Annotated in this window: 21 protein-coding genes; 11 read left to right on the top strand and 10 right to left on the bottom strand. The window is 58.1% G+C overall.

What is annotated here, in order from left to right; genetic code table 11:
• Nucleotides 1-152 precede the first annotated feature (152 nt).
• Nucleotides 153-4,571, top strand: coding sequence for an acyl-CoA dehydratase activase-related protein (locus tag L888_RS0108005; protein WP_027952513.1), 4,419 nt, complete (start codon nucleotides 153-155; stop codon nucleotides 4,569-4,571).
• A gap of 96 nt (nucleotides 4,572-4,667) precedes the next feature.
• Here L888_RS0108005 and L888_RS0108000 read toward each other — a convergent pair whose 3' ends face one another.
• The 4 genes from L888_RS0108000 to L888_RS0107985 form a co-directional block, all read right to left on the bottom strand.
• Complete coding sequence (locus tag L888_RS0108000; RefSeq protein ID WP_005846464.1) at nucleotides 4,668-5,156, bottom strand: Dps family protein; 489 nt, start codon at nucleotides 5,154-5,156, stop codon at nucleotides 4,668-4,670.
• A 170-nt stretch (nucleotides 5,157-5,326) separates the two neighbouring features.
• On the bottom strand, nucleotides 5,327-6,886 hold the full coding sequence (ahpF, locus tag L888_RS0107995; protein WP_027952512.1) for an alkyl hydroperoxide reductase subunit F: 1,560 nt from the start codon (nucleotides 6,884-6,886) through the stop codon (nucleotides 5,327-5,329).
• Between the two features lie 195 nt (nucleotides 6,887-7,081).
• Nucleotides 7,082-7,648 carry an alkyl hydroperoxide reductase subunit C gene (gene ahpC, locus L888_RS0107990; protein ID WP_005846468.1) on the bottom strand — a complete coding sequence of 189 codons (567 nt, stop codon included), beginning with the start codon at nucleotides 7,646-7,648 and terminating at the stop codon, nucleotides 7,082-7,084.
• A 131-nt stretch (nucleotides 7,649-7,779) separates the two neighbouring features.
• Complete coding sequence (locus L888_RS0107985) at nucleotides 7,780-8,484, bottom strand: superoxide dismutase (protein WP_005846470.1); 705 nt, start codon at nucleotides 8,482-8,484, stop codon at nucleotides 7,780-7,782.
• A 294-nt stretch (nucleotides 8,485-8,778) separates the two neighbouring features.
• Between L888_RS0107985 and L888_RS0107975 the strand changes: the two genes are divergently transcribed.
• The 7 genes from L888_RS0107975 to L888_RS0107945 all read left to right on the top strand — a co-directional run bounded on the left by L888_RS0107975 (nucleotide 8,779) and on the right by L888_RS0107945 (nucleotide 17,536).
• Nucleotides 8,779-9,705 (top strand): hydrogen peroxide-inducible genes activator, encoded by a 927-nt coding sequence (locus L888_RS0107975; RefSeq protein WP_005846474.1) that lies wholly within the window; start codon nucleotides 8,779-8,781, stop codon nucleotides 9,703-9,705.
• Between the two features lie 294 nt (nucleotides 9,706-9,999).
• Nucleotides 10,000-10,893: a serine O-acetyltransferase gene (locus L888_RS0107970; protein ID WP_027952511.1), complete on the top strand. Its 894-nt coding sequence runs from the start codon at nucleotides 10,000-10,002 to the stop codon at nucleotides 10,891-10,893.
• Nucleotides 10,894-10,950: 57 nt separating this feature from the next.
• Nucleotides 10,951-12,558, top strand: a complete 1,608-nt coding sequence (locus tag L888_RS0107965; protein WP_027952510.1) for a THUMP domain-containing class I SAM-dependent RNA methyltransferase — start codon at nucleotides 10,951-10,953, stop codon at nucleotides 12,556-12,558.
• Nucleotides 12,548-14,764 carry a S9 family peptidase gene (locus tag L888_RS0107960; RefSeq protein ID WP_027952509.1) on the top strand — a complete coding sequence of 739 codons (2,217 nt, stop codon included), beginning with the start codon at nucleotides 12,548-12,550 and terminating at the stop codon, nucleotides 14,762-14,764. Before L888_RS0107965 ends, L888_RS0107960 begins: the two co-directional genes overlap by 11 nt.
• Before the next feature lie 122 nt (nucleotides 14,765-14,886).
• Nucleotides 14,887-16,155 (top strand): phosphoribosylamine--glycine ligase, encoded by a 1,269-nt coding sequence (gene purD / locus L888_RS0107955; RefSeq protein ID WP_027952508.1) that lies wholly within the window; start codon nucleotides 14,887-14,889, stop codon nucleotides 16,153-16,155.
• Nucleotides 16,156-16,166: 11 nt separating this feature from the next.
• Nucleotides 16,167-17,108, top strand: a complete 942-nt coding sequence (locus tag L888_RS0107950) for a hypothetical protein (protein WP_027952507.1) — start codon at nucleotides 16,167-16,169, stop codon at nucleotides 17,106-17,108.
• Entirely contained in the window at nucleotides 17,081-17,536 is a 456-nt protein-coding gene (locus tag L888_RS0107945) for a YqaA family protein (protein ID WP_005846483.1), read from the top strand. The genes L888_RS0107950 and L888_RS0107945 overlap by 28 nt, the downstream gene beginning before the upstream one ends.
• Here the strand turns inward: L888_RS0107945 and L888_RS14670 are convergent.
• The 6 genes from L888_RS14670 to L888_RS0107920 form a co-directional block, all read right to left on the bottom strand.
• Complete coding sequence (locus L888_RS14670; protein WP_169732673.1) at nucleotides 17,526-17,918, bottom strand: hypothetical protein; 393 nt, start codon at nucleotides 17,916-17,918, stop codon at nucleotides 17,526-17,528. The two genes, L888_RS0107945 and L888_RS14670, sit on opposite strands and share 11 nt — an antisense overlap.
• 76 nt (nucleotides 17,919-17,994) lie before the next feature.
• Nucleotides 17,995-19,944 carry a threonine--tRNA ligase gene (gene thrS / locus L888_RS0107940; RefSeq protein WP_005846487.1) on the bottom strand — a complete coding sequence of 650 codons (1,950 nt, stop codon included), beginning with the start codon at nucleotides 19,942-19,944 and terminating at the stop codon, nucleotides 17,995-17,997.
• A 93-nt stretch (nucleotides 19,945-20,037) separates the two neighbouring features.
• Nucleotides 20,038-22,017 carry a tetratricopeptide repeat protein gene (locus L888_RS0107935; RefSeq protein WP_027952506.1) on the bottom strand — a complete coding sequence of 660 codons (1,980 nt, stop codon included), beginning with the start codon at nucleotides 22,015-22,017 and terminating at the stop codon, nucleotides 20,038-20,040.
• A 32-nt stretch (nucleotides 22,018-22,049) separates the two neighbouring features.
• Entirely contained in the window at nucleotides 22,050-22,613 is a 564-nt protein-coding gene (gene def, locus L888_RS0107930; protein WP_005846491.1) for a peptide deformylase, read from the bottom strand.
• Entirely contained in the window at nucleotides 22,610-23,026 is a 417-nt protein-coding gene (ruvX, locus tag L888_RS0107925) for a Holliday junction resolvase RuvX (RefSeq protein ID WP_027952505.1), read from the bottom strand. The genes def and ruvX overlap by 4 nt, the downstream gene beginning before the upstream one ends.
• A 36-nt stretch (nucleotides 23,027-23,062) precedes the next feature.
• On the bottom strand, nucleotides 23,063-23,563 hold the full coding sequence (locus L888_RS0107920; protein WP_015310380.1) for an SPOR domain-containing protein: 501 nt from the start codon (nucleotides 23,561-23,563) through the stop codon (nucleotides 23,063-23,065).
• A gap of 204 nt (nucleotides 23,564-23,767) precedes the next feature.
• Between L888_RS0107920 and L888_RS0107915 the strand changes: the two genes are divergently transcribed.
• The 3 genes from L888_RS0107915 to L888_RS0107905 all read left to right on the top strand — a co-directional run bounded on the left by L888_RS0107915 (nucleotide 23,768) and on the right by L888_RS0107905 (nucleotide 24,755).
• Nucleotides 23,768-23,983: a YtxH domain-containing protein gene (locus L888_RS0107915; RefSeq protein WP_005846498.1), complete on the top strand. Its 216-nt coding sequence runs from the start codon at nucleotides 23,768-23,770 to the stop codon at nucleotides 23,981-23,983.
• 145 nt (nucleotides 23,984-24,128) lie between these two features.
• Complete coding sequence (locus tag L888_RS0107910; protein WP_005846499.1) at nucleotides 24,129-24,476, top strand: phage holin family protein; 348 nt, start codon at nucleotides 24,129-24,131, stop codon at nucleotides 24,474-24,476.
• Nucleotides 24,477-24,497: 21 nt separating this feature from the next.
• Entirely contained in the window at nucleotides 24,498-24,755 is a 258-nt protein-coding gene (locus L888_RS0107905; RefSeq protein WP_005846501.1) for a hypothetical protein, read from the top strand.
• The last annotated feature ends 509 nt before the right edge of the window (nucleotides 24,756-25,264 follow it).

Genomic DNA, 25,264 nt, shown 5'->3' with positions numbered 1-25,264 from the left:
TTGGACGTGTTCTACGGGGCAAAGGTTGCACGAATACGGCAAAAACTTCGTCGAAAAAACCGAAAAACCTTTGTCGAGTTTACGTCTTTTTCGTAAATTTGCAGCCTAATTAATGGTGGGAATCCGCCGGGATTCCGTAACGGCAGAACAACATGGATAAAACATACAGGGTGGGACTGGATGTCGGTTCGACGACGGCCAAGATAGCAGTACTCGACCATGACGACCGCCTTGTCTACTCGCGTTACGAGCGTCACAACGCCAAGGTGAACGAACTCGTTCATAACTATCTGCACGAAATCCGGCAGCAGCTGGGCGATGTCCGCTTACGGCTCTGTGTCACAGGCTCTGTCGGCATGTCGGCCGCCGAACAGTTGGGGGCTGAATTTGTTCAGGAAGTAGTGGCCGCCACCGTCTTTGCCCGCCACCGACACCCCGAGGCCAAGGCCCTGATCGATATTGGCGGCGAAGACGCCAAGGTGGTTTTCTTCAACGGGCAAAGCATGGAGCTCCGCATGAACGGCAACTGTGCGGGTGGCACCGGAGCCTTTATCGACCAGATGTCAGTGCTCATGGGCTGCGACAATGCCCGTCTTGACGAGCTGGCCCGGCAGTCCACCCACCTCTATCCCATGGCTGCCCGCTGCGGTGTGTTTGCCAAAACCGACATTCAAAACCTCATGTCGCGCAACCTGCCCAAGAGCGACATTGCGGCCAGCATCTTCCACAGCATCGCCGTGCAGACCGTCACCACCCTGAGCCACGGCTGCGACTTCACGCCGCCCATCCTGCTTTGCGGTGGCCCCCTCACCTTTCTCCCGTCACTGCGCAAGGCTTTCGCCGACTATCTCGAACTGTCGACGACCGACTTTATCGTTGTCCACGAGGGCAATCTCATCCCTGCCATCGGCTGCGCCATCAGGGCGGGGCAGAGCGATTCTTTCCTTGAACTGAAACGGGATTGGGAACTGACACACAGACCCGAAGCTCATTCTCCAGAAGACAAGCGCAATCCCGAGCGACAACAAAGGTCCGATGTACAAGAGGAACTGGCCCCACTGTTCCGCAACGAGGCCGAGCACGACAGCTGGCTCCGCAGCAAAGAGTGTTACGCCACGCCCGTCTACCCCATGCGGCAAGGCATGGAGGAGGTGGTCGTCGGCATCGACTCCGGCTCCACCACCACCAAGCTCGTGGCCGTGCGGGCCCGCGGCGAGCAGCAGGGGCAGCTGGTGTTCAGCGACTACAGCATGAATCTGGGCAACCCCATCAAGGCCGTGGCCGAGGGGTTGCATCGTTTGCAAACGGCCGCCGACGAGAATGGGACCGACCTCCGCATCGTGGGCTCGTGCTCCACAGGCTATGGCGAGGAACTCATCAAGACGGCCTTTGGCCTCGACAGCGGCATCATCGAGACCATGGCACACTATCGGGCCGCCGCCCGGCTCATGCCCGACGTGTCGTTTATCCTCGATATTGGCGGACAAGACATGAAAGCCATCTTTGTGGATGGCGGCGCCGTGGTGCGCATGGAACTCAACGAAGCCTGTTCGTCGGGCTGCGGCACGTTCATCCAGACCTTTGCCACCAACCTGGGTTATCGCGTGCAGGACTTTGCCGGACTGGCCTGCCGGGGCACCCATCCCTGCGACTTGGGCACGCGTTGCACGGTGTTCATGAACTCCAAAGTCAAGCAGGTGATGCGCGAAGGAGCCTCCGTGGCCGACATTGCCTCGGGACTTTCCTACTCCGTGGTGCGCAACTGCCTCTACAAAGTGCTCAAACTTCATGGCAACGACAACCTGGGCAACCGCATCGTGGTACAGGGCGGCACGATGAAAAACGACTCTGTGGTGCGGGCCTTTGAGCTGCTCACGGGAACCGAAGTGGCCCGCAGCAACATGCCCGAAATGATGGGAGCCTACGGCTGCGCCCTGCATGCCATCGAGCAATTGCACGCACTCGGCGCCGGCACAGGCCGCAGCATCGGCGAGCTGCTCGGCACGTCGGACTACGAAACCCGACTGCTCACCTGCAAGGGCTGCGAGAACCATTGCCTTGTCACCCGCTACAGCTTCAGCGGAAACCGCCATTTCCACTCGGGCAACAAGTGCGAACGCGTGTTCAGCAACCACGAGCGGGGCCGGCAAAGAGGCGAAAACATCTACACCTATAAGTACCACCTGCTCTTCGACCGGCCGGCAATCCCTGCCAACAGCTCCGCAAAGCTCCCTGCCGCAACCGCCGGGCCACGCCGCTTGGTGGCCATACCCCGTGTGCTGAACATGTACGAGGACTATCCTTTCTGGCATGCCCTCTTCACGACGGCCGGCTTCGAGGTGATGCTGAGCAGCGAATCGGTGTTCAGTCGCTACGAAACTGCGCTGGGCAGTGTCATGAGCGACAACATCTGCTTCCCGGCCAAGCTCGTCCATGCCCACGTCAAAGAGCTCGACGAGCGGCTCTCTGCGCCGGACATGCCGGCCGGGGCGTTCATCTTCATGCCCTATGTGGTCTACGAGCGGCAGGACGATGCCCGCAACACCAACAGCTACAACTGCCCCATTGTCTCGGCCTACTCGGACGTGATACGCAGTGCCATGACGCTGCACGCACGGCTGGACTCGCCCGTCATCAACTTCCGCGACGAGAAACTACTCGTCAGGCAGCTCACCGGCTACCTGCGCGGGCTGGGCATAGACCGCCAGACCATACGCCGGGCCTGTCGCCAAGCCGCCGCAGCCCAGGACGAATACACCCGCCTCGTCAGGCAAAAAGCCCTCGACCTGCTGGCCGCGAGCCGCCGTGAGGGCCGTCTTACCATTCTGCTGGCCGGCCGGCCCTACCACACCGACCCGCTCATTCAGCACAAGCTATCCGACATGATAGCCTCGTTGGGCGTGAACGTCATCTCCGAAGACGTGGTGCGCGGCGACCTCAGCGTGGGCACCGGCAACACCAGGATTGTGCGACAGTGGGCCTATATGAACCGAATCATCAAGGCCGGACAGTGGTGCGCCGAGCAGCCGGACGACCTGCACTTCGTGCAAATGACCTCTTTCGGCTGTGGTCCCGACTCATTTATCCAGGACGAGATACGCAGCATCATGAAAGAACACGGCAAGCCCTACACCCTACTCAAGATAGACGACGTGAGCAACATCGGCAGTTTGAAGCTGCGGGTGCGCTCGCTGGTCGAGTCGCTGCGCCCCGCCGATGACAAGGCTCCTGCGTCAAGCTCCGCCGACGTCGGGGCCGACAAACCGGGCGAAACCGTTGCGAGGGGAACCAAGCACGCCCCAACCGAGGACGACGAGGAGAAGTTGCCGCCCATCACGCGCCACATTCTGGCCCCCTACTTCACCGAATACCTCACCCCACTACTGCCGCCGCTGTGCCGTCTCATCGGCTGGGACGTGGAAGTGCTGCCGCCAGGCGACGCCGAGAGTGCCGAGTACGGACTGAAATATGCCAACAACGAAGTGTGCTATCCGGCCACGCTCATCGTGGGCGACTTTGTGAAAGCCCTGCGTTCGGGCCGCTACAACCCCGACCAAGTGTCGGTGGTGATGACCCAAACGGGCGGCCAATGCCGGGCCACCAACTATGCCGCTCTCATCCGTCGGGCGCTCGATGCCAATGGCTTCGGGCAGGTGCCGCTCATCACATTGGGCGTTGCCACCAGTGCCGAAGACGAGGACAAGAATCAGGACGGCACGCTCAACGTGCCTTGGCTGCGGCTGGCACCCACCATCGTCACCACCTTTCTCTACGGCGACGCCATCTCCAAGATGTACCATGCCTCCGTGGTGCGGCTGCGTCCTGACGCCCTCCGCGTGACCGGTTCCTTTGCCAATGCAGCCGAGGCCCTCCGCGAAAAGTACCTGCGGCTGGCCGCCGAGCCCATCCTCAAGAACCGGCCCGGCCGGTTGATGGAGCTCATCGGCGAGGCCGCCGAGGCGTTCGACGCCATCACCGAAGACCGCGAAGTGCCGGCCGTGGGCATCGTAGGCGAGATATTTCTCAAGTTCAATCCCTTTGCCCATCAGTTCATTGCCGACAAGATTATCGGCCGGGGCATCGAGGTGGTGCCGGCCTTGCTCTCGCCTTTCTTCCTGCAAAACTTCGTCAATGTCATTGTCGAGAAGCACATGGGACTGCGTTGCTCCAACGTGCCCGACTTTGTAATACGCAGCATCTACAGCCTGATATGGCGGCGTGAGAAGCAGATCAACCGCGTGGCTTCCCGTTTCCGCTACTTCCGTCCCTTTACCAACATCTTCGAGGAAGCCAAGGACGTGGACGGCGTGGTGTCGCTGGCGGCCCAGTTTGGCGAGGGATGGCTGCTGCCCAGCGACATCATCAGCATGGTGCGGCAGGGCGTAACCAACGTGGCCAGCCTGCAGCCCTTTGGCTGCATAGCCAACCACGTGGTGTCGAAAGGCATCGAGAAGCGGCTCAAACGCCGCTTCCCCGAGCTCAATCTGGTGTCGCTCGACTTCGATTCGGGCGTTTCCTCGGTCAACGTCACCAACCGTCTGCTCCTCTTCCTCGACGGTCTGACCGGGTAAAGAAGCCGTACGACAACGAAAATCCCATGACCGTCGTCCGACGGCCATGGGATTTGTCGCTAAATAAAATATAATATACTGATGTTCTTGTGTCGCTTATTCAGGCTTCTTGCTAAGGAAAGCCACAAGCATCCAGACGGTCTTCTCCTGTGATTTCAGGTAATCGTCCATGAGGGCTGTGGTCACTTCGTCGTTGGCTTCGCCCGCGAGTTCCACGAGTTTACGCTCCTGGGCGATGAGCAGGGCCAGCGTATCGAGCACTTTCACCATGCCCTCACGGCCGCATTCAGGGTCGTTGCCCTCTTCTTTCACACGGGCCGTCTTCAGATACTCGCTGTAGCGGCTTTCGGGTGTGCCGCCCAACTGCAGGATGCGCTCGGCCACTTCGTCCACCTTGCCGGCCACGTCGTTGTAAAGCTCCTCGTATTTGGCGTGGAGCGTAAAGAAGCCTTTGCCCTTCACATTCCAGTGGAAACCGCGGAGATTGGAGTAGAATACCTGCAGGTCGGCCAGCAATTGGCTCAGTCCGCTTACTACGTTGGCAACTTTTTTCTCGTCCAAAGCCAGATAATTCAATGTGTTCATAACTTGTTCCTTTCTTTTTTTGATGGTTACACTTCTTGTTTCTTTTCTGATGCAAAGATACTGCGAATCCGTGTTCCACGCAACAGAAAAAAACTATAACGCGATAGAACGGAGCTATCATCCGGCGCAGAAGTCCTTTGTACAAAGGGCCTGGACGATGCCGTCACGCGTCAAATCACACCTCTGATTCGGTCGTCGAAAGCCGAAAGGGCGGCTTTGGCGCCCTCGCCCATGGCGATAACGATCTGCTTGAAAGGCACGTTGGTGACGTCGCCGGCGGCATAAACACCGGGAACGGACGTGCGGCAGAAAGCGTCTACCTCTATCTCTTTGCGGGCGTTGAGCGGCAGATGGTCGCGGAAAGGGTCGCTGTTAGCAGCCAGACCAATCTGTACAAACACGCCGTCGACGGCTATCTCGCGCTCCCGGTCGGTGTTACGGTCCTTCACACGCAGGGCTGTCACGTTTTCTCCGTTGCCCAGCACGCGCGTGGTCTGCGCCATGGTGAACGCCTCCACATTGGGCAGCGAGGCCAGCTTCTCCTGCAACACGGTGTCGGCGCGAAGCTCTTCGCCAAACTCCAGAAGCGTCACCTTGGAGCAGATGCCGGCCAAATCGATGGCCGCCTCCACGCCGGAGTTGCCTCCGCCCACCACGGCTACATGCCTACCTTTGTAGAAAGGCCCGTCGCAATGCGGACAGAAATGCACGCCGTGGCCGATGTAACGGGCCTCGTCGTCCACGTTCAGCTTGCGCCAGTTGGCCCCCGTGGCGATGATGACGGCCGGCGAGAGGAACACCTCGCCCCCCTTCACATGCACGCGCTTCCGGCTGCCGGCAAGGTCTACAGTGTCGATCTTACGGTTGTCGAACACTTCCACGGGATAATTGTAGAGGTGCTTGCGCAGGTCATCGGCCAGTTGCGCCCCGGTGGTCTTGGGCACGGAGATGAGATTTTCTATGCCCACGGTGTCTTTTACCTGGCCTCCGATGCGTCCGGCAACGAGTGCAACCCGCAGTCCCTTGCGGGCCGAATAGATGGCGGCCGACGTTCCGGCAGGGCCTCCGCCGAGCACAACCACGTCGAACTCGCGCTCCACCACCTCCCGGCTCTCGTCCAACTCGCTTCCAAACCGGTCTTCCAGCTTCTGCAGGAGCACGCCGAGGTCGCCCCGGCCGATGTGCAACTGCTCGCCGTTGGCATAGACCGACGGCACGGCCTGGATGTTAAGGCGGCTCACTTCCTCCTCGAAGAGTGCCCCATCCACCATCTCACTGCTCATTCGCGGGTTGAGAATGGCCATGAGATTGAGGGCCTGCACCACGTCGGGGCAGTTGGTACAGGTGAGCGAAACGTAGGTTTGCAGCCGGATGTCGCCCTTGAGCGAGCGTATGCGCCGGCCAATGGCATCGTCGGGAAGATTCTTTCCCTTGCCGTCGGCATTGACAACGGCCATGATGAGCGAGGTGAACTCGTGACCGTTGGGTATTCCGCGGAACTTCACGCCCGTCTCCTCGCCGTTCTTGAGCAGCTCAAACTCCAGACGGCCCACCCGGGTTCCGTCGAAAGAAGCCGACAGATGCTCGGAGGTCGAACAGAAATCGTTGACAAATTCCCTCATCTCTGCCGCATGCTCATGGGCCTCGTCGGCCGTCACACGCAGCTCAAAGCGATTTTCGAGCACGCCGAAAATGCCTCTCAACTGTTCTATAATGTTTGTGTCTAACACGCTGTTTCTCTTTTCTTCTCCCCTTGGCGGAGAGTGTTTGTACTGTTGTTTCAAGCTGGCCGACAGCCCTCTTGCGAGCGTTGCCGACGGCTTTCAGCCCTCCTTTCCCGTTTCTGGAGACAAAGACAGCCCTCCCCTACGATAGAGGAAGACTGTCTGAAACTGATTCTCCAGGCATGGGAAAGCAAGCCGTCCTTAGATTTTTCCTACGAGATCGATGCTCGGCTTCAGCGTCTCTGCGCCTTTCTTCCACTTGGCGGGGCACACCTCGCCGTCGTGGCTGGCTACAAACTGGGCTGCCTCCACCTTGCGAACGAGCTCGTCGGCATTGCGGCCGATGCTGTTGTCCTGGATTTCGGCCACCTTGATTTTGCCCTCCGGGTCAACCAGGAACGTGCCGCGATAGGCCAGTCCCTCGTCTTCCTTGAACACTCCGAAGCCTTTGGCAAGCACGGCGAGGGGGTCGGCGAGCATAGTGTACTTGATTTTCTTGATGCTGTCGGAGGCATCATGCCAAGCCTTGTGCACAAAGTGGGTGTCGCAGCTCACCGAGAACACCTCCACACCGGCGGCTTTCAGCTGGTCGTACTTCTCGGCAAGGTCCACCAATTCTGTGGGACAAACGAAGGTGAAGTCGGCGGGATAGAAGAAGAACAAGGCCCACTTGCCTTTGATGTCTTCGCTGGAAACGGTCTTGAACTCGCCGTTTTGGAAAGCGTTTACTTTGAATTCGGGTGCTTGTGCGTTGATAATTGATTCCATAAATTTTTGAGATTTTAAGCCTCCCTCCCGGCTCTTCGGCAAAGAAGATGGCCGCGAGGCCGCAAGGAAGGCAGGGTTGTTGTTTATGTTTTATTAATCGTTTTAAAAGGGGTGTTTCCGGCAACGGGCTTTTATTTCAGTCTGCCCTCGACCACTTCCCAGTTGATAATGTCCCACACGGCGGCGATATGGTCGGCGCGGCGGTTCTGGTAATCCAGATAATAGGCATGCTCCCACACGTCGATGCCCATGAGCGGGTTGAGCCCGCTGCGCAGCGGATTGCCGCCGTTGGCCTCCTTGGTGATGACGAGCTTGCCGTCCTTGTCCTGCGACAACCAGGCCCAACCCGAGCCGAAGAGCGACGTGGCGGCCTGTCCGAACTGTTTCTTGAACTCCTCGAACGAGCCGAACGCGGCATTGATGGCCTCGGCCATGCGACCTTTGGGGGCGTTGTCTTTCACCGGAGCCATGAACTGCAGGAAGTAGAGCGTGTGGTTGAGGCTCTGCCCGGCGTTGTTGTACATCGGTCCCTCGGGCACGGTCTTCACCAGTTCCTCGATATTCCGGCCCTCAAACTCCGTGCCCTCCACCAAATTGTTGATGGTATTCACGTAGTTTTGCAGGTGCTTTCCGTAGTGGAAACTGATGGTCTGCTCGCTGATAACGGGCTCCAGGGCATTGGCTGCATAGGGGAGCTGCGGCATTTGTATCTTCATTTGCTTGTTGTTTTTGTTGTTTATGACTTGGTTTCTTTCACTTTTCACCAGTCGGAAGCTCACTTCCGGCTCGAGTGCCTGCTGCAAGCAGGGCGTGGGGGGCATTTCCATTGCTATCATTTTCGCTTCTTTTTATGGATTGACGATTGCTCTCTTGTTTTATTTTCCGATGCAAAGTTAATCATGCTTCCCGTTGCTTCAAACAGATATTATCTATCCCCGCATTGAAGAAATCTATCCATGCCGCGCAATCCCACTGTTTACGGGCCTCACCATTTATGATGATTTGTCGCGGAAAAGGGAAAAATATAGCCGCCATCGGATGGCGAATGTGGGAAAAAGGCTATCTTTGCATGTCATCATGGCCCAACGGGCAGCCTGCCAACTGCCCATGCAACACAAAATGAAACGATTATGACACTCCAACAAATTGAATACGTGATGGCCGTCTACCGGCACAAACATTTTGTCAAGGCGGCCGAGGCGTGCAACGTGACGCAGCCCACGCTGAGTTCGATGATTCAGAAACTGGAAGACGAACTGGGCGTGAAGCTCTTCGACCGCAAGCGGCAGCCCGTCGTGCCCACGCCCATCGGCCGCATGGTGATAGAGCAGGGATGGAAGGTGCTGGTGCGCGCACGCAGGCTGAAAGAGCTCGTCGAGGAGGAGAAACACTCGCTGCTGGGCACGTTCCACATAGGCATCCTGCCCACCATAGCCCCTTACCTGATTCCCAGGTTCTTCCCGCAGCTGATGAAGAAATACCCGGAGATGGACATACGCATCATGGAAATGAAGACCGAGGACATCAAGCGGGCCCTGCGCCACGGCGACATCGACGTGGGCATCGTGGCCCAGCTCGACGACATGGACGACTTCGAGAGTCTGCATTTGTTCTACGAACAGTTCTTCGGCTACGTTTCCCAGGGCGACAACCTCTATAATAATAAGGTGATCAAGACCACCGACCTGAAAGGGGAATACCTCTGGATGCTCGACGAGGGCCACTGTTTCAGAGACCAGCTCGTGAAGTTCTGCCAGCTCAAAGGGGCCAGCCAGAGCCAGAGGGCCTACTCGCTGGGCAGCATCGAAACCTTCATGCGCATGGTGGAGAGCGGCAAGGGCATGACGTTCATCCCCGAACTGGCGATACTGCAACTCACGGAGAAGCAGAAAAGCCTCGTCCGTCCGTTCGCCATCCCCATCCCCACGCGCGACATTGTGATGCTGACCGCCAAGAACTTCATCCGTACCACCCTGCGCCAAATGCTGGTGGAGGAGATACAAGCCGCCGTGCCCAAGGACATGCTCGCGCTGAAACAGATGCAGCAGAGGGTGTAGCCGAAAGCACCGCAAACGGGCCCGCGCACGGCAACGGCCGGCCACAGGCCCTGCGATTGCGCCGTAACGGCCGCGCGACAACGCCGTAAACGCGATGCGAATGCACCGCAAACGCCACGCGACGACGGCGCAAACGCAGGGCCGCCAGGCCGCAACGGCAAAACGCCCGCAGGGCCCCGGCCGCCGCCGAAAGCCAGTGGGCCTGCATGAAAAGCCGAAAAAAAATTGAGGGCAATCTGTTCACGTTTCCGCATTATTTAGTACCTTTGCCATTGAAAAGACTGATACACAGAGATGAGCGCCCACAACACGACCCTCATGCTGACCGAAACCGTGGCAAGGCTCTCCGAGCCGGCATCGTTGAAAGGACTGTTTCACCAGCATTGTGACGGATACCCCCTCCCTTCAGGCAAGGTGCTTGAAGAGATTGTCGACTTGGCACGCGCCATCCTTTTCCCTGGTTATTTTGGGAAATCGCAAGTCAACATCAACACGATTAGATACCAGATCGGTGTCAATGTCGAGCGGCTGCACAAGCTGCTGGCCGACCAGATTCTGGCCGGACTGAGCTTTTCGCTCGGCTCCGACGGCTGCAACTCGCTCGCGTGCCTGAAAGCACGCGCCGGCGAAATGGCGGCACAGCTCATCGAGCGGCTGCCCCACGTGCGCCACACGCTGGGCACCGATGTGACGGCGGCCTACAACGGCGACCCTGCTGCTACGGGCTACGGCGAGATCATCTCCTGCTACCCCGTCATCAAAACCCTCACCAACTACCGGCTGGCCCACGAGTTGCTGCTGCTCGGCGTGCCGCTCATCCCGCGCATGATGACCGAAATGGCCCACTCCGAGACCGGCATCGACATTCATCCCGGGGCCTCCATCGGCGAGTATTTCACCATCGACCACGGCACGGGCGTGGTCATCGGCGAGACCTGCATCATCGGCAACAACGTGAAACTCTACCAAGGAGTCACGCTGGGAGCCAAGAGTTTTCCCCTCGACGACGCCGGCAACCCCATCAAAGGAATACCCCGCCACCCCATCATCGAGGACGATGTGGTGGTCTATGCCAACGCCACCGTGCTGGGACGAATCACCATCGGCAGGGGCTGCGTGGTGGGAGCCAACACCTGGGTCATGGACGACATGGCCCCGCAAACCCACGTTTACAACAAGGCCAGGTAGAGACCGCCGCCGTTGGAGACGAAGACCAAGGAACCACAATATCACAATTCAAACAAAATGGAATTTGAACTCATAGCCAAGACTTTCATGGGCTTGGAGCCAGTCTTGGCCCAAGAGCTCACCCAGTTGGGCGCAAACAACGTACAAATCGGCAGACGCATGGTATCATTCACCGGCGACAAGGAAATGATGTACCGTGCCAACTTCCAGCTGCACACAGCCATCCGCATCCTGAAACCCATCCGCCACTTCAAGGCCCGCTCGGCCGAAGAGGTGTACGACGAGGTGCAGAAGATAGATTGGAGCGAATATATACTCAAGGGCAAGACCTTTTCGGTGGACTCCGTGGTGTATTCCGAGGAGTTTCGCAACTCGCGTTTCGTGACCTACAAGGTGAAAGACGCCATCGTCGACCAGTTCCGCGAGAAGACCGGCGACCGTCCCAACATCTCGGTGAGCAATCCCGACCTGCGGTTGCACATCCATATTGCCGACGACGACGCCACGCTGAGCCTCGATTCAAGCGGCGAAAGCCTGCACCGCCGCGGCTACCGCCAGGAGAGTGTCGAGGCCCCGCTCAACGAAGTGCTGGCTGCCGGCATGATTCTCATGACGGGATGGAAGGGCGACTGCGACCTCATCGACCCCATGTGCGGCTCGGGCACGCTGGCCGTGGAGGCCGCACTCATTGCCCGCAACATCTCGCCGGGCGTATTCCGCAAGGGATTTGCCTTTGAGAAATGGGTGGACTTTGACCAGAATCTCTTCGATTCCATCTACAACGACGACTCGCAAGAGCGTGAGTTCGGGCACCACATCTATGGCTACGACGTGGACATGAAGGCCGTAAATACGGCTCGTCTCAACGTGAGGGCCGCCGGCCTGTCCAAGGAGGTAACCATCGAACAGCAGGATTTCAAGGACTTCACCAAGCCCGCCGAGAAGAGCATCATCGTGATGAATCCGCCTTATGGCGAGCGCATCTCCACACCCAACCTGCTCGGCACCTACAAAATGATAGGCGAACGGCTGAAGCATGAGTTCGGCGGCAACGAGGCCTGGATACTGAGCTACCGCGAGGAATGCTTTGAACAGATAGGTCTGAAGCCCAGCATCAAGATTCCGGTGTTCAACGGCAGCCTGGAGTGCGAGTTCCGCAAATACGCGCTCTTCGACGGCAAGATGCGCGAATTCCGCCACGAGGGCGGCGTGGTGAAGACCGAAGAAGAGAAGCGCGAGATGGCGCAGAAGCACCGTTTCAAGAAGAACCGCGAGTTCAAGATGCGCCTGGAATCCAACGAATCCAACGAGGAGGGCGACATCCGCTCGTTCACTTTCCACTCGTTGAGCCACGACGACGCCGTGTTTGCCCGCCGCGAGCGCGAAGACCGCCGCGCCAGCTTCAAGGGACGCGAGGGCTTCAAGGGGGAGCGCGAGGGCTTCAGGGGCGGCCGGGACGGCTTCAAGGGCCGTGACGACTTCGGGGGCCGCCGCCGCGACGGAGGCTTCGGAGGCAGCCGCGGCGGCTTCAAGGGTCGGGACGACTTCAAGAACCGCCGCCGCGACGACGACTTCAAGGGCCGCGGCGGCAAGGGCTTCAAGGGAGGCGACCGCCACGGCGGCAGCAAATTTGGACGCGACAGACGCTTTGAAGATGAAGACTAACAGTTGGATGGTCAAGGCATTGATGGTCATGACGAGCATCATCGGGCCGGCAGCCCCCGCCGCCGCACAGGCCGGCGGCAAGCAGTTCACGCTGGAAGACTTGAACTTCGGCGGCACGAACTACCACAACATGACGCCCCGCAACCGCTGGACCACGTGGTGGGGCGACGAGCTGGTGCGGCTGGACGTGGAGCAGTGCTGCCTCGTGGACAAGAAGACGGGCCGGGAACGCACGCTCTTCACCCTCGACCAGATGAACAAATGGATGGGCACCGACGGCGAGAACCGGCTGCATGCCCTCTACCATGCCTCGTTCCCCTACCCCGGCAAGCCGCTCGTGATGGTGGAGGCCGGGGCGCAACGGGTGCTGGTGGACTTCAGAAAGCATGCCGTGGTGTTCAGTCAGAGCACGGCCGGTGCCGGGAACAGCGACTGGAACGCCGCCTCGCGCTTCATGGCCTACACCGAAGAGGGTGGCCATAATCTCTTTGTGCGCACAGCGACAACGGCCGGCGACAACGGCGACCGGCAGCTCTCGACCGATGGTTCGCACGACGTGCTCTACGGCACGAGCGTGCACCGCGACGAGTTTGGCTACGAGAAAGGCACCTTCTGGAGCCCCGACGGCAAGAAGCTGATGTTCACACGCATGGACCAGAGCATGGTGACCGACTATCCGCTGACGGATATTCCCGAGGTGGACTGGAAGCCCGCGCCCGGCCAGAGCCGCATCGCCACCCCCGCCCCCACCAAGTATCCCATGGCCGGCGAGCCGATGCACAAGGTGACCATCGGCGTGTACGACACCGCGACGGGACGCACAGCATATCTGCAAGGCGGCGACCCCACCGACCGTTACTTCACCAATCCCGCCTGGAGCCCCGACTCGAAGACGGTGTTTCTCTTCGAGCTGAACCGCGACCAGAACGACTGCCGGCTGGTGAGCTACGAGGCTGCCACGGGCAAACGGCTGGCCGAGCTCTGGCGCGAGACCGACGACAAGTATGTGGAGCCCCTGCACCCCATCCGGTTCCTGCCCTGGGACAGCAGTCTGTTTGTGCTGCAAAGCCAGCGCGACGGCTACAACCATCTCTACCTGTACCGCCGTGATGGCCGGCTCGTGAGCCAGCTCACCAGCGGCCCGTGGGTGGTGATGGAGGTGCTGGGATTCAACGAAAAGCAGCACGCGGTGGTCTATGCGTCCAACGAGTGCAGCCCCCTGCAGCGCAACACATGGATGGTCAATCTCAAGACGGGCCGACGCACGCTGCTTGACAACGGCCGCGGATGGCACTCGGCCAGCCTGAGCGGCAGCGGCAGCTACCTTTGCGACAGCTACTCGGAACCCGACGTGCCACGCAATATAGACATCATCGACCTGGACTCGCACAAGTCCCGGCGATACTTCACGGCCGACGACCCCTGGCAGGGATACGCCGTTCCCGAATACAAGAGCGGCACCATCAAGGCGGCCGATGGGCAGACCGACCTGTATTACCGCATGGTGATGCCCGTGGGCTTCGACCCCGCGAAGAAATATCCCACCATCGTCTACGTGTATGGAGGCCCCCATGCCCACAACGTGGACGCCCGCTGGCACTGGGCCAGCCGGGGCTGGGAGACCTACATGGCCCAGAAAGGCTACCTGCTCTTCATCCTCGACAACCGCGGAAGCGAGAACCGGGGCAAGGCTTTCGAGCAGGCCACGTTCCGCCATCTCGGCGACAACGAGGTGGCCGACCAGATGGAAGGGGTGAAGTTTCTGAAGTCGCTGCCCTACGTGGACGCCGACCGCATGGGCGTGCACGGCTGGAGTTTCGGCGGCTTCATGACCATCAACCTGATGACTACCCACCCCGACGTGTTCAAAGTGGGCGTGGCCGGCGGCCCGGTCATCGACTGGAAGTGGTACGAAGTGATGTACGGCGAGCGTTATATGGACACGCCGCAGACCAACCCCGAGGGCTACGCGGCCAGCAGTCTGCTGCCCAAGGCCAAGGAACTGAAAGGACGACTGCAGATCATCATCGGGCTGAACGACCCCGTGGTGGTGCCGCAGCATGCGTTCAGCTTCCTCAAAGCCTGCATCGGGGCCGGCACGCAGCCCGACTTCTTCGTCTATCCCGGCGAGCCCCACAACATGCGCGGACACCAGTCCACCCATCTGCACGAGCGCATCAGCCGGTATTTCGACGACAACCTGTAGTCCTGGGCATTGAACTTGATGCTCGCGCGACGGGTTGATTCCGGCGCGGGAGGGCAAAGCTCAAAACTCAATGTTCAAGGTTCAAAGTAGAAAGTTCAAAGGAATAAAAGTTCAAAGACAATATGAGGATACTGCTTTTAGGAAGTGGCGGTCGGGAGCACGCACTGGCGTGGAAGATTGCCCAAAGTGAGAAATGCGAACAGCTGTACATCGCTCCGGGCAATGCCGGGACACAAGCTGCCGGCGAGAATGTGGCCATCGGCGTGAACGACTTCGAGCGTCTCAAGGACTTCACCCTGAGCCACCACGTGGACATGGTGGTCGTGGGCCCTGAAGACCCGTTGGTCAACGGCATTTACGATGCCTTCAGAGACGATGCACGGACGGCCGCCATCCCCGTCATCGGTCCGTCCAAAGCCGGTGCCATGCTCGAGGGAAGCAAGGATTTTGCCAAGGCTTTCATGAAACGCCACCACATCCCTACGGCTGCCTACGAGACGTTCGACGGCACCACCGTAGAGCAGGGCGTCAAGTTTCTGGAGACGCTCAAGGCTCCTTACGTGCTCAAGGCCGACGGACTGGCAGCCGGCAAGGGGGTGCTCATCGTGCCGACACTCGACGAAGCCAAGCGTGAGCTGCGCGAAATGCTCGGCGGCAGGTTTGGCAACGCGTCGGCCAAGGTGGTCGTCGAGGAGTTCCTCTCGGGCATCGAGTGCTCGGTGTTTGTGCTGACCGACGGCCGTCACTATCAGATTCTGCCCGAGGCCAAGGACTACAAGCGCATCGGCGAACACGACACGGGGCCGAACACGGGCGGCATGGGCAGCGTGAGCCCCGTGCTCTTTGCCACCCCCGAGTGGATGCAAAAGGTGGAAGACCGCATCATCCGGCCGACGGTGGACGGACTGGCAGCAGAAGGCATCGACTACAAAGGGTTTATTTTCTTTGGCCTGATTAATGTCGGGGGCGAGCCCATGGTCATCGAGTACAACTGCCGCATGGGAGACCCGGAGACCGAAAGCGTGATGCTCCGCCTGAAAAGCGACATCGTGGACCTGTTCGAGGGCGTGGCCGAAGGCCGTCTGGACACCCGCAAGGTGGAGTTCGACCCGCGTGCAGCCGTCTGCGTGATGCTGGTGAGCGGCGGTTATCCCGGGGCCTATAAGAAAGGTTATCCCATCAGCGGCATAGACCAAGTGGAGGGAAGCATCGTCTTCCATGCCGGCACAGCTCTGAAAAACGGGCAGGTGGTGACCCATGGCGGGCGTGTCATTGCAGTCTCGTCCTATGGACACGACAAGGAGGAGGCACTGCGCAAGAGCTTCTCCGAGGCCCAGAAAATTCAGTTCACCGACAAATATTTCAGAAGAGACATCGGTCAAGACTTGTAGACCGACCCCGCATGAACAAAAGAATACAGAACAGGATAGCACAATCACGCAGGACGCTTCCCGCCACGGCAGGCTATGCCGTGGCGGTCTGTCTGGCGGCAGGGCTTCTCACACGGCAGCTGTGGGTGCAGGTGTTGCTGCTGGTTGTCTCTGCCCTGATGATGGTGGAACTCAACAATGCCAACAGCCTCATCCGTATCTACAGCCGCACGGTGTCGTGTTCTTTTCTCGTGCTGACCACAACGGCGGCTTTCCTCCTGCCCTCCATGGGGGTGGGTGTGACGCAGCTTTCGTACATCGTCTTCTTCATTTTTCTGTTCCGGGCTTACCAGAATCAAACGGCCTCGGGGCAGGTGTTTTATGCCTTTATAGCCATCGGCGTGGCCAGCATGGCGTTTGTCCAGATTCTGTTTTTTGTCCCGGTGCTGTGGGTGTTGCTGGCCACCAATGTGCTGGCATTCAGTGGCCGCACCTTCTTTGCCTCCATTCTGGGACTGCTGACTCCCTATTGGTTTGTGGCGGCCTACAGGTTCTACACGGGCTGTCTCCAGGCTCTGGGCGACCATTTCGTCGGCTTGTTGCAGCTGGGCATGCCGTTCGACCTCTCCATACTCGACGAACACCGGCTGGTGACAGCCATATTCGTGCTTGTGCTGGCCCTTGTTGGCGGGGGACATTTCCTGCTCTACAGCTATCAAGACAAGATTCGCACGCGCATGATTTACGAGCTGTTCATCACGCTTACTGCATGCAGTTTCATCTTCATGATACTGCAACCGCAGCACTTCGACCCGCTCTTGGGCATGGCGATTGTCACCACCGCGCCTCTCATCGGGCACTATCTGGCCCTTGCCCACTCGCGTCTTTCCAACATCTGCTTCCTCGTCATCGTGACGCTGGCCGTGCTCATCACCGCCTATAATCTATGGATGCCATCACCGATCTTCTCATAAACTATGGCTACTGGGGCATGCTGCTGGCGGCCTTTTTCGCCGGCAGCTTTCTCCCATTCAGCAGTGAAGCCGTCATGTTGGGGCTGTTGGCCGCCGGCCTGGATGCCACGATGTTGGTGGTCTATGGCACGATAGGCAATGTGTTGGGCTCCCTGCTGAACTACGGCGTCGGCCGAATGGGCAAACTTGAGTGGATAGGACGCTACCTGCACGTCAGCCAGCAAAGCCTCGACCGGGCCTCGCGCTTCATGGCCGGGCACGGCGCATGGATGGGCTTCTTTGCTTTCCTGCCCATTCTGGGGTCGGCCATCACCATCACACTGGGGCTCATGCGGGCCAACTTGTTCATTTCGCTGGTGAGCATGACACTGGGCAAGATCTTCCGATACTACGTGCTCCTCTATGGTGCAAGCCTGTTCATGGGTTAAGCGCCCCCCTGTTTTTTGTTCCGTTTGTCTGCCATTCGCAATGATTCCCATGGGCGGTTGTGGGTACACGCGGGGGCTGCCCCTGCATTGCAGAGAGGCTGCAAAAATGGCTTTCGCCCAGGGACGAAACGCTAAACCGGCAAAAAAATGGCTTTTGTCCAAGGACAAAACGTTGAACCGGCATAAAAATGGCTTTCGCCCAAGGACGAAACGCTGAACCGACAAAAAGATGGCTTTCGCCCCTGGGCGAAACGCTGAACCGGCAAAAAAATGGCTTTCGTCCAAGGACAAAACGTTGAACCGGCAAAAAAATGGCTTTCAGCAGGTGCTGAAAGCCATTTTTATGAGAGAGACCGTGTTTTGTTGATGATTCATCCAGCATTCAGAACTGCAACGTTCAACAACTTAAGACCCTCCGTGTAATTTTGAATTTTGAATTCTGAATTTAGAATTGAACATTAGTCCAGCGTCTTCAGCTGCTCGGCCACCTCGTTGTTGATACGCTGGGCAAAGTCCTGCATGGACATGGTGGCCTGTTCGCCACCGCCTTGCTTGCGCATGGACACGAGGCCTTCGGCCGCTTCCTTTTCACCCACGACGAGCATATAGGGCACGCGCTTGAGCTCATTGTCGCGAATCTTGCGGCCAATCTTCTCATTGCGGTCGTCTATATAGGCCCGGATGTCGCGGGAATCAAAATAGGTCTTGAGCTTGAGGGCGTAATCGTTGTACTTCTCCGAGATGGGCAGGATGGCCACCTGGTCGGGCGTGAGCCAGAGGGGGAAGTGCCCTGCCGTGTGCTCTATGAGCACGGCAGTGAAGCGCTCGAGCGAGCCGAACGGGGCGCGGTGGATCATCACGGGCGTTTCCTTGGAATTGTCCTCGGCGGTGTACTCCAGCTTGAAACGCTGCGGCAGGTTGTAGTCCACCTGAATGGTGCCCAGCTGCCAGCGCCGACCGATGGCGTCCTTGACCATAAAGTCGAGCTTTGGACCGTAGAAAGCGGCCTCGCCAACCTCCTCGCTGGCCTTCATTCCCTTTTCGCGACAGGCCTCGCGGATGGCATTCTGGCTCTCCTCCCAGATGTCGTCGGAGCCGATGTACTTCTCGGTGTCCTTCGGGTCGCGCAGTGAAATCTGCGCCTCGTAGTTGTCGAAGCCGAATGTATTGAACACTTTCTGGATGATGTCGATATTGTTTTCAAACTCGCGCTTCACCTGTTCGCGCCGCACGAAGATGTGGGCATCGTCTTGAGTGAACGTGCGCACACGGGTGAGTCCGTGCAGCTCGCCGCTCTTTTCGTAGCGGAACACCGTGCCAAACTCGGCAATGCGCAGCGGCAGATCCTTGTACGAGCGGGGCTTGCGGGCGTACACCTCGCAGTGATGGGGGCAGTTCATCGGCTTGAGCATGTACTCCTCGTCCTCCTCGGGGGTGTGAATGGGCTGGAAAGCGTCCTTGCCATAGTGGGCGTAGTGGCCGGAGGTGATGTAGAGATTCTTGCCGCCAATGCCCGGCGTGATGACCTCCTGATAGTTGTAAGGCTTGAGCAACCGGCGCAGCATCTCCTGCAACCGCAGCCGCAACTGGGTGCCTTTGGGCAGCCAGATGGGCAAGCCCTTGCCCACGCGGTCGGAAAACATGAAGAGTTCCATCTCCTTGCCTATCTTGCGATGGTCGCGTTTCTTGGCCTCCTCAAGCATCACAAGGTACTCGTCGAGCATCTTCTTCTTGGGGAAAGTGATGCCGTAGATGCGCGTCATCTGGTCGCGCTTGGCGTCGCCGCGCCAGAAAGCGCCGGCCACGCTCGTAATCTTGATGGCCTTGATGGGCCCCGTGCTCATGAGGTGAGGGCCACGACACAGGTCGGTGAAGCGGCCTTGGGTATAGGTAGAGATGGTGCCGTCTTCGAGATCCTGCTCAATATGCTCCACCTTATAGGCCTGCCCGTCGGCCTTGAACTCGGCCACGGCCTCGGCCTTGGGTACTTCGCGGCGCACCACCGGCTCGTTCTTTTTGGCCAGCTCGCGCATTTTCTCCTCTATTTTGGGGAAGTCGTTCTCGGAAATGACCTGTCCGTCGGCCGGCATGACATCGTAGAAGAAGCCATTATCTATGGCCGGACCGAAGCCGAACTGAATGCCAGGATAGAGTTCCTGCAGGGCCTCGGCCAGCAAATGGGCGGAGGTGTGCCAGAACGTGTGCTTGCCTTCTTCGTCGTCAAACTTGTAGAGGGCGATGGTGGCATCGGCATTGATGGGGCGATTCAGTTCTGTAGTCTCGCCGTTGATCCCGCAAGATACAACGTCGCGGGCGAGAGCTGGCGAGATGCTCTCTGCGATTTGAAGACCCGTGACCCCCTGTTCGTATTCGCGGACAGAGCCGTCAGGAAATGTGATTTTAACCATATTACAAATTAGTTTTATTGAAATCGCCACAAAAGTACTATATATTTTCGGAACGGGGCCATGAAAGCGTGGTTTTTATTTCCCCTGTCGGGCCTATTTGTCCTTGGCCAGCCGCTTGGCCAGTGCATAGGCATCGTAGAGCCCCAGCTCGCCGGCCTTGCTCAGGTCGGCCAGTCCGGCCTGGGTGTGCCCGGCCTGACAGCGCACCACGCCCCGGTTGTAATACGCCTCGGCCAGACGCGGATCGATCTGGATAGCACGGGTATAGTCGTCGATGGCACGGTCGTAATGCTTGCCCTCAGCCATCAGATTGCCCCGGTCGAAGTACAGATAGGCATTCTTGGGGGCCAGTTTGAGGGCCTCAGCAAAGTCGCCCTCGGCCTGGGCAGCCTTCAAACTCACATTCTGTCCCTTGGAGGCGTCGTAGCTGTTCTGCATGGCCTGACACACGGCACGCTCCCATCGGCCGATGACCGAGCCGGGCTCGACAGCCAGATAGTCGTCCAAATCGGCCAGTGCATCGCTGTAGTTCTGGGCCTCGGCATAGGCCACGGCACGTTGCAGCAGGAGCGCGGTACGCACACGCTGGTCTTTCTCCACGCCGATGCCCTCGCTGAGGGCGTCGATGAGCTGGAAAATCTGCCGGGACTGCACGTCGGTGAGCTTCTCGCGGCTCTGGTTGCACGTGAGCGTGAGCCGGTGCAAGGGGTCGCGCTTGCTGTTGAAACCGTCCACCTCCGGGTCGTAGGCCTCATAGCCCCGCACGCCGTTGCCGTAGCTGAAATACGACAGCTGATACATGGGCAGCAAGGCTACGTCTACGTCGCGGTTCTGAATCGCGCCGCGATACTGGCTCTTGTACTCGTGCTCCACCCGCGGCTTGTCCTCCACAACGATGCTGCTGTATTTGTCCATGTCCACCTCAGACCGCTTGCGCATCTCCTTGATTTTCTTGTTGCTCCACCGCTGTTGTATGCCGACGCGCTTGTCCATCTGTGCCTTGAAAATGCGAAACTCGTCCATTTCGGCCTTGGCCGTCATGCCCAGCCGCCGGTAGCAGCGGGCGCGGCTACTCAATCCGGCCCAGAAGTTAGGAAACTGATCTATCACGGCGGTGTAGTCGCGGATGGCGGCCCGCAGGTCTCCCACCTTGTCGTTGAGCAGGGCACGGTTGTAGATGGCCATGAAATTCTGCGGCTCCATCCGGATGACGAAGTCGAAGTCGCTGATGGCCCGGTTGTCGTCGCCCAGTTGCACGCGGAGCAGTCCGCGGTTGTAGTGGGCCAGAAAGTTGTTGGGTTCCAGGTCGATGGCCATGTCATAATCAGCCATGGCCCCCCTAAGATTGTTGGTGTTGAGCCGTGCAAGAGCGCGGTTCACATAGTTGTTTGCCAATTTTGGCCGCAGGTGAATGGCCTTGCTCAGGCAAGTATCGGCCACGTGCCACTGGCGGCGGTTCAGGGCAATGTACGAGCGCGTGGTCCAGGCATCGGCATTGTAGGGGTCGACGGCCAGGCTTTTGGCCAGCCATGTGTCGGCCTGCGCGGTGTCGCGCTTGTTCAGATAGACCTCCGCTTTGAGCGAATAGCTGGTGGCTACGTTGGCCCAACGCTGGATAATTGTGTCAGCTTCGAGCAGCGCCTGGTCGTAGTCTTTCACGTTCAGACGGCAGATGGCCCGGTTGAGCCAGAAACTCGACACCAACGGATTCAGTCTGATGGCCTTAGTGTAGTCGCCGATGGCCTCCTCATATTTTTCCTGACGGATGCGCGAGATGGCGCGCAGGTCGAGTATCTGCTCAATATAGGGATTCAATTCTATGGCCTTGGTGGCATCCTGCTCAGCCCCCACGTAGTCATCCAAATAGAACTTGGCCACCGAACGGTCGTACCACGGCAGCCACAGATAGGGCTTCAGTGCCAGCACCTTGTTGAAATACTGGATGGAGAGCACATAATCTTCATAGTGCAAGGCCACCTCGCCGCTGGTAATCAGCCGGTCCACATTGTACTGGGCACCCGCCCTGACGGTGGCCAGTAACGCCATGAGCATGACGATGATGTTGCGCTTCATGCCTGAAAAAAAGTAAAAGGAGGAAAGAAAAACTACTTACGACTGGACTTCACCCGATAGTTGCAGTGGAATTTGCCCTGCATGATGCCGCGCAGCTTGTTTCGGATGAGCTGCTTGCGCAGGGGTGTCACCCGGTCTACATACATCGTTCCCTCCAGGTGATCGAACTCATGCTGCATCACGCGGGCCAGATAGCCCTCTACCCATTCGTCGTGCGGCTGCAGTTCCTCGTCCAGATATTGCACATGAATGCGGGAGTAGCGGGTCACATTCTCGCTAAGTCCGGGGATGGAAAGGCAGCCCTCCTCCATGGTTTCCCGCTTCGACTTGGTGTCTACTTCCACTATATGGGCGTTGATGAACGCGTGTCGGTACCCGGCATACTCGGGCAAATCCTCTTTCAGCACATCCAGATCGATCACCACCACCCGGATGGACTTGCCCACCTGGGGGGCTGCCAGCCCCACGCCCGACGAGGCCTCGAGCGTCTCGTACATGTCGGCGATGAACTGTTTCAGGTCGGGATAGTCCGCGGGAATGTCCTGGGCCACCTTTCGCAGCACGGGTTGGCCGTAAGTATAGATAGGTAATATCATTTTCTTGAGTTCATGTAATCCTGAAGAATAATCGTGGCGCTAATCTCGTCTACAAGCCCTTTGTTCTCACGCCTGGCTTTCTTTTTGACTCCGCCCTCTATCATGGCCCGGTGGGCCAGCACCGAAGTGAAGCGCTCGTCATAATAATCGATGGGAATCGCGGGGTGGGCATTGCGCCATCTGCCCACAAAATTTTCCACCCTCGCCAGGTTCTCCGAGGGCTGCCCACTGGTCTGCATGGGCTTGCCGATAACAATTTGTTCGACCTCCTCCCGCACCACATACTGCGAGAGAAAGTCGAACAGGTCTTTGGTTTCCACTGTTGTCAGACCGTTGGCAATGAGTTGCAGGGGGTCGGTCACCGCCAGCCCCGTACGTTTCTTGCCATAGTCTATGGATAGTATCCTTGCCAAATATGCAAAAGTCTTGTCGTTGTCTCGGCCCAAACCTTATTTCTTGAACAGCAACCAAGCGTCGCTCTTCGGATTGTACTGGCTGCCGCGGATGGCATCGCGACTCTGCACGGCCTGTGCCTTGTCGGCATAGGTAGACGCAATGACGCGATACATGTTCAGACTGGAGTTATAAGCCACCTGGGCGTCGTAGCCGCCCTGCTTCAAAGTGTTCTGCATGCCCTCGGCATTGGCTTTCAGCGAGAACGAGCCCACCACCACACTGTAGGCCTGCAAACCGGCGCCGCTCACCACGGTCACGTCTTCAGTACGCACCGTGGCGTTGTTCACGTTGATAACCGTGGTCTGGCTGGCAGGTTTTTCCACCAACGGAGTCACTACCGGAGCCTCCTCCTGTGCGGGCCGGGAAGCCTGCGACTGTTCTTCTTGAGCCTTGGCTTTCTCGTAGGCTTTCTTGTAGGCGCTCTCCTGCGGTTTGCAACTGGTGAAAGCTAAAGCCACGCACAAGGCCATGCCCATTACCGATAATTTCTTCATTTCTCTGTATTTTAGTTGTTGATATTCGCTGTGCGAAATTACGAAAATATTCATAAACGCTGAAAACAAGGGCGCATAAAGTTTGTTAAATCAGGCAAATAGACACCTTTTAACAAAAAAAACCTTTCGCAACCCTTGCCGTTTTACGCGAAATCGCTATATTTGCAACAAGAACATTTCTTACTTTAACGAAAAGATTAAAATATGAAAGCAATCGGTTACATTGGGGCATTCTTTGGGGGTGCCATCGCCGGAGCGGCCTTAGGTCTGCTTCTGGCTCCGGAAAAGGGCGAAGAGACGCGCTGCAAAATCGCAGACGCAGTAGACGACTTCTGTAAGAAACACGACATCAAGCTCAACCGCAAGGATGCGAACGACTTGGTCGACGACATCAAAGATGCCGTAGAAGCTGCCGAGTAAGCTCCTATGTCGCAAGACGGGCACGGGCAGCGGCACGCCACTATCACAGCAGGGGGCCGCTGCCCGTCTTCCGTTTCATCCGTACTTTCGCTTTCTGCCGCCCGGCGGAGAGCCTCAACCATGAAGGTAAACCTCGTCAATTGTTATGTTTTCAAACGACCAGAATATAGAGACCATAGGCCAGCTTGTGGAAACCATCAAGCACTATGTGGGACTGAAAAGCGAATACATCAAGCTGGACATGGTGGAAAAGACGGTGCGCATCCTCACTGCCATCGCCATCATGGCCATACTCTGCGTGCTGCTTTCGCTCATGTTGATCTACCTGAGCTTCGCTGCAGCCTATGCCCTCATGCCGCTTGTTGGCGGCGTTGCGGCGTTTGCCATCATTGCATGCGCCTACTTGGCGATGCTCTTGTTGTGCCTCACCTTTCGCAAGCAATGGATAGAGCGCCCGCTTGTCAAGTTTCTCGCCTCGCTCCTGTTAAGCTAACCGTCAAGTCAATCCGGCCTTATGCTCACCAATCCTTCCTCTCCCGCCTCCTACAACACCATCGAAGAGATTCAGCTTCGCAAGTCACTCCTGCAGAAAGACATGCTGAAAGACGATGGCAAAATCCGCAACCAGTGGCACTCGCTCTTCAGTCCGCCCGCGGCTTTGAGCAAGAATGCGTCTCGTGCCAAGCGCATAAACAGCCTCCTCAACACGGGGGCGGGCCTCTTCGACGCCTTTATGCTTGGATGGAAACTATACCGAAAATTCAAGAGATAACGGCTAACAGATCTTAATTTAGGGGAGGCCAGCGCTAATAAATGTTACAAATACACTATATTCCGGCCATTTATTTGCAACTATGGACTAAACAACGTATCTTTGCAATGTGTTTTTCATAGTATTAGATTTAAGGTTAACAAGGTTGGAGTACAGCGGTACTCCTTTTTTGTGCCCGCTCACATCGGACGGAAACAGCACTCCGGCAATTGCCTTTCCTTGAATCTACAACTCCATCCACTGCGCAGAAAGTATTAAATCCCGGCCTCGGGGCAAAGACATGTGTCGTGCCCGGCACAGACCCCACCGGGGGCTGCATGGACCGCCGGCTGGATTTCCCGGGGCGCTCAAGGCGTCGGGCGTATTCCGCCAACAACCGGCGGCGTTGCGTCCGCGGTTCAAACGCGTTGCGATTACGGGCAGAACGCAGCGCGTTTGGGCCGTAATCGCAACGCGATCTACGCTTCATCGCATCGCGTTTAACGGCTGAAGACAAACGCCGGACAAGC

The sequence above is a fragment of the Hallella seregens ATCC 51272 genome, from assembly GCF_000518545.1.
GTDB lineage: Bacteria > Bacteroidota > Bacteroidia > Bacteroidales > Bacteroidaceae > Prevotella > Prevotella seregens.
The sequence above is the reverse complement of the archived record's forward strand: the minus strand, read 5'-3'. Positions and strand labels throughout refer to the sequence as shown.

Coding starts and splice junctions, on each gene's coding strand:
- L888_RS0107985 (WP_005846470.1), bottom strand. CDS start 8,484: ATGATAGCAATGGAAATGCCCCCCACGCCCTGCTTGCAGCAGGCACTC.
- L888_RS0107935 (WP_027952506.1), bottom strand. CDS start 22,017: ATGAAGCGCAACATCATCGTCATGCTCATGGCGTTACTGGCCACCGTC.
- purD (WP_027952508.1), top strand. CDS start 14,887: ATGAGGATACTGCTTTTAGGAAGTGGCGGTCGGGAGCACGCACTGGCG.
- L888_RS0107920 (WP_015310380.1), bottom strand. CDS start 23,563: ATGAAGAAATTATCGGTAATGGGCATGGCCTTGTGCGTGGCTTTAGCT.
- thrS (WP_005846487.1), bottom strand. CDS start 19,944: ATGGTTAAAATCACATTTCCTGACGGCTCTGTCCGCGAATACGAACAG.
- L888_RS0107950 (WP_027952507.1), top strand. CDS start 16,167: ATGAACAAAAGAATACAGAACAGGATAGCACAATCACGCAGGACGCTT.
- L888_RS0107970 (WP_027952511.1), top strand. CDS start 10,000: ATGAGCGCCCACAACACGACCCTCATGCTGACCGAAACCGTGGCAAGG.
- L888_RS14670 (WP_169732673.1), bottom strand. CDS start 17,918: ATGCTGGATGAATCATCAACAAAACACGGTCTCTCTCATAAAAATGGC.
- L888_RS0107910 (WP_005846499.1), top strand. CDS start 24,129: ATGTTTTCAAACGACCAGAATATAGAGACCATAGGCCAGCTTGTGGAA.
- L888_RS0107975 (WP_005846474.1), top strand. CDS start 8,779: ATGACACTCCAACAAATTGAATACGTGATGGCCGTCTACCGGCACAAA.
- def (WP_005846491.1), bottom strand. CDS start 22,613: ATGATATTACCTATCTATACTTACGGCCAACCCGTGCTGCGAAAGGTG.
- L888_RS0107915 (WP_005846498.1), top strand. CDS start 23,768: ATGAAAGCAATCGGTTACATTGGGGCATTCTTTGGGGGTGCCATCGCC.
- L888_RS0107945 (WP_005846483.1), top strand. CDS start 17,081: ATGGATGCCATCACCGATCTTCTCATAAACTATGGCTACTGGGGCATG.
- L888_RS0107965 (WP_027952510.1), top strand. CDS start 10,951: ATGGAATTTGAACTCATAGCCAAGACTTTCATGGGCTTGGAGCCAGTC.
- L888_RS0107905 (WP_005846501.1), top strand. CDS start 24,498: ATGCTCACCAATCCTTCCTCTCCCGCCTCCTACAACACCATCGAAGAG.
- L888_RS0108000 (WP_005846464.1), bottom strand. CDS start 5,156: ATGAACACATTGAATTATCTGGCTTTGGACGAGAAAAAAGTTGCCAAC.
- L888_RS0108005 (WP_027952513.1), top strand. CDS start 153: ATGGATAAAACATACAGGGTGGGACTGGATGTCGGTTCGACGACGGCC.
- L888_RS0107960 (WP_027952509.1), top strand. CDS start 12,548: ATGAAGACTAACAGTTGGATGGTCAAGGCATTGATGGTCATGACGAGC.
- ahpC (WP_005846468.1), bottom strand. CDS start 7,648: ATGGAATCAATTATCAACGCACAAGCACCCGAATTCAAAGTAAACGCT.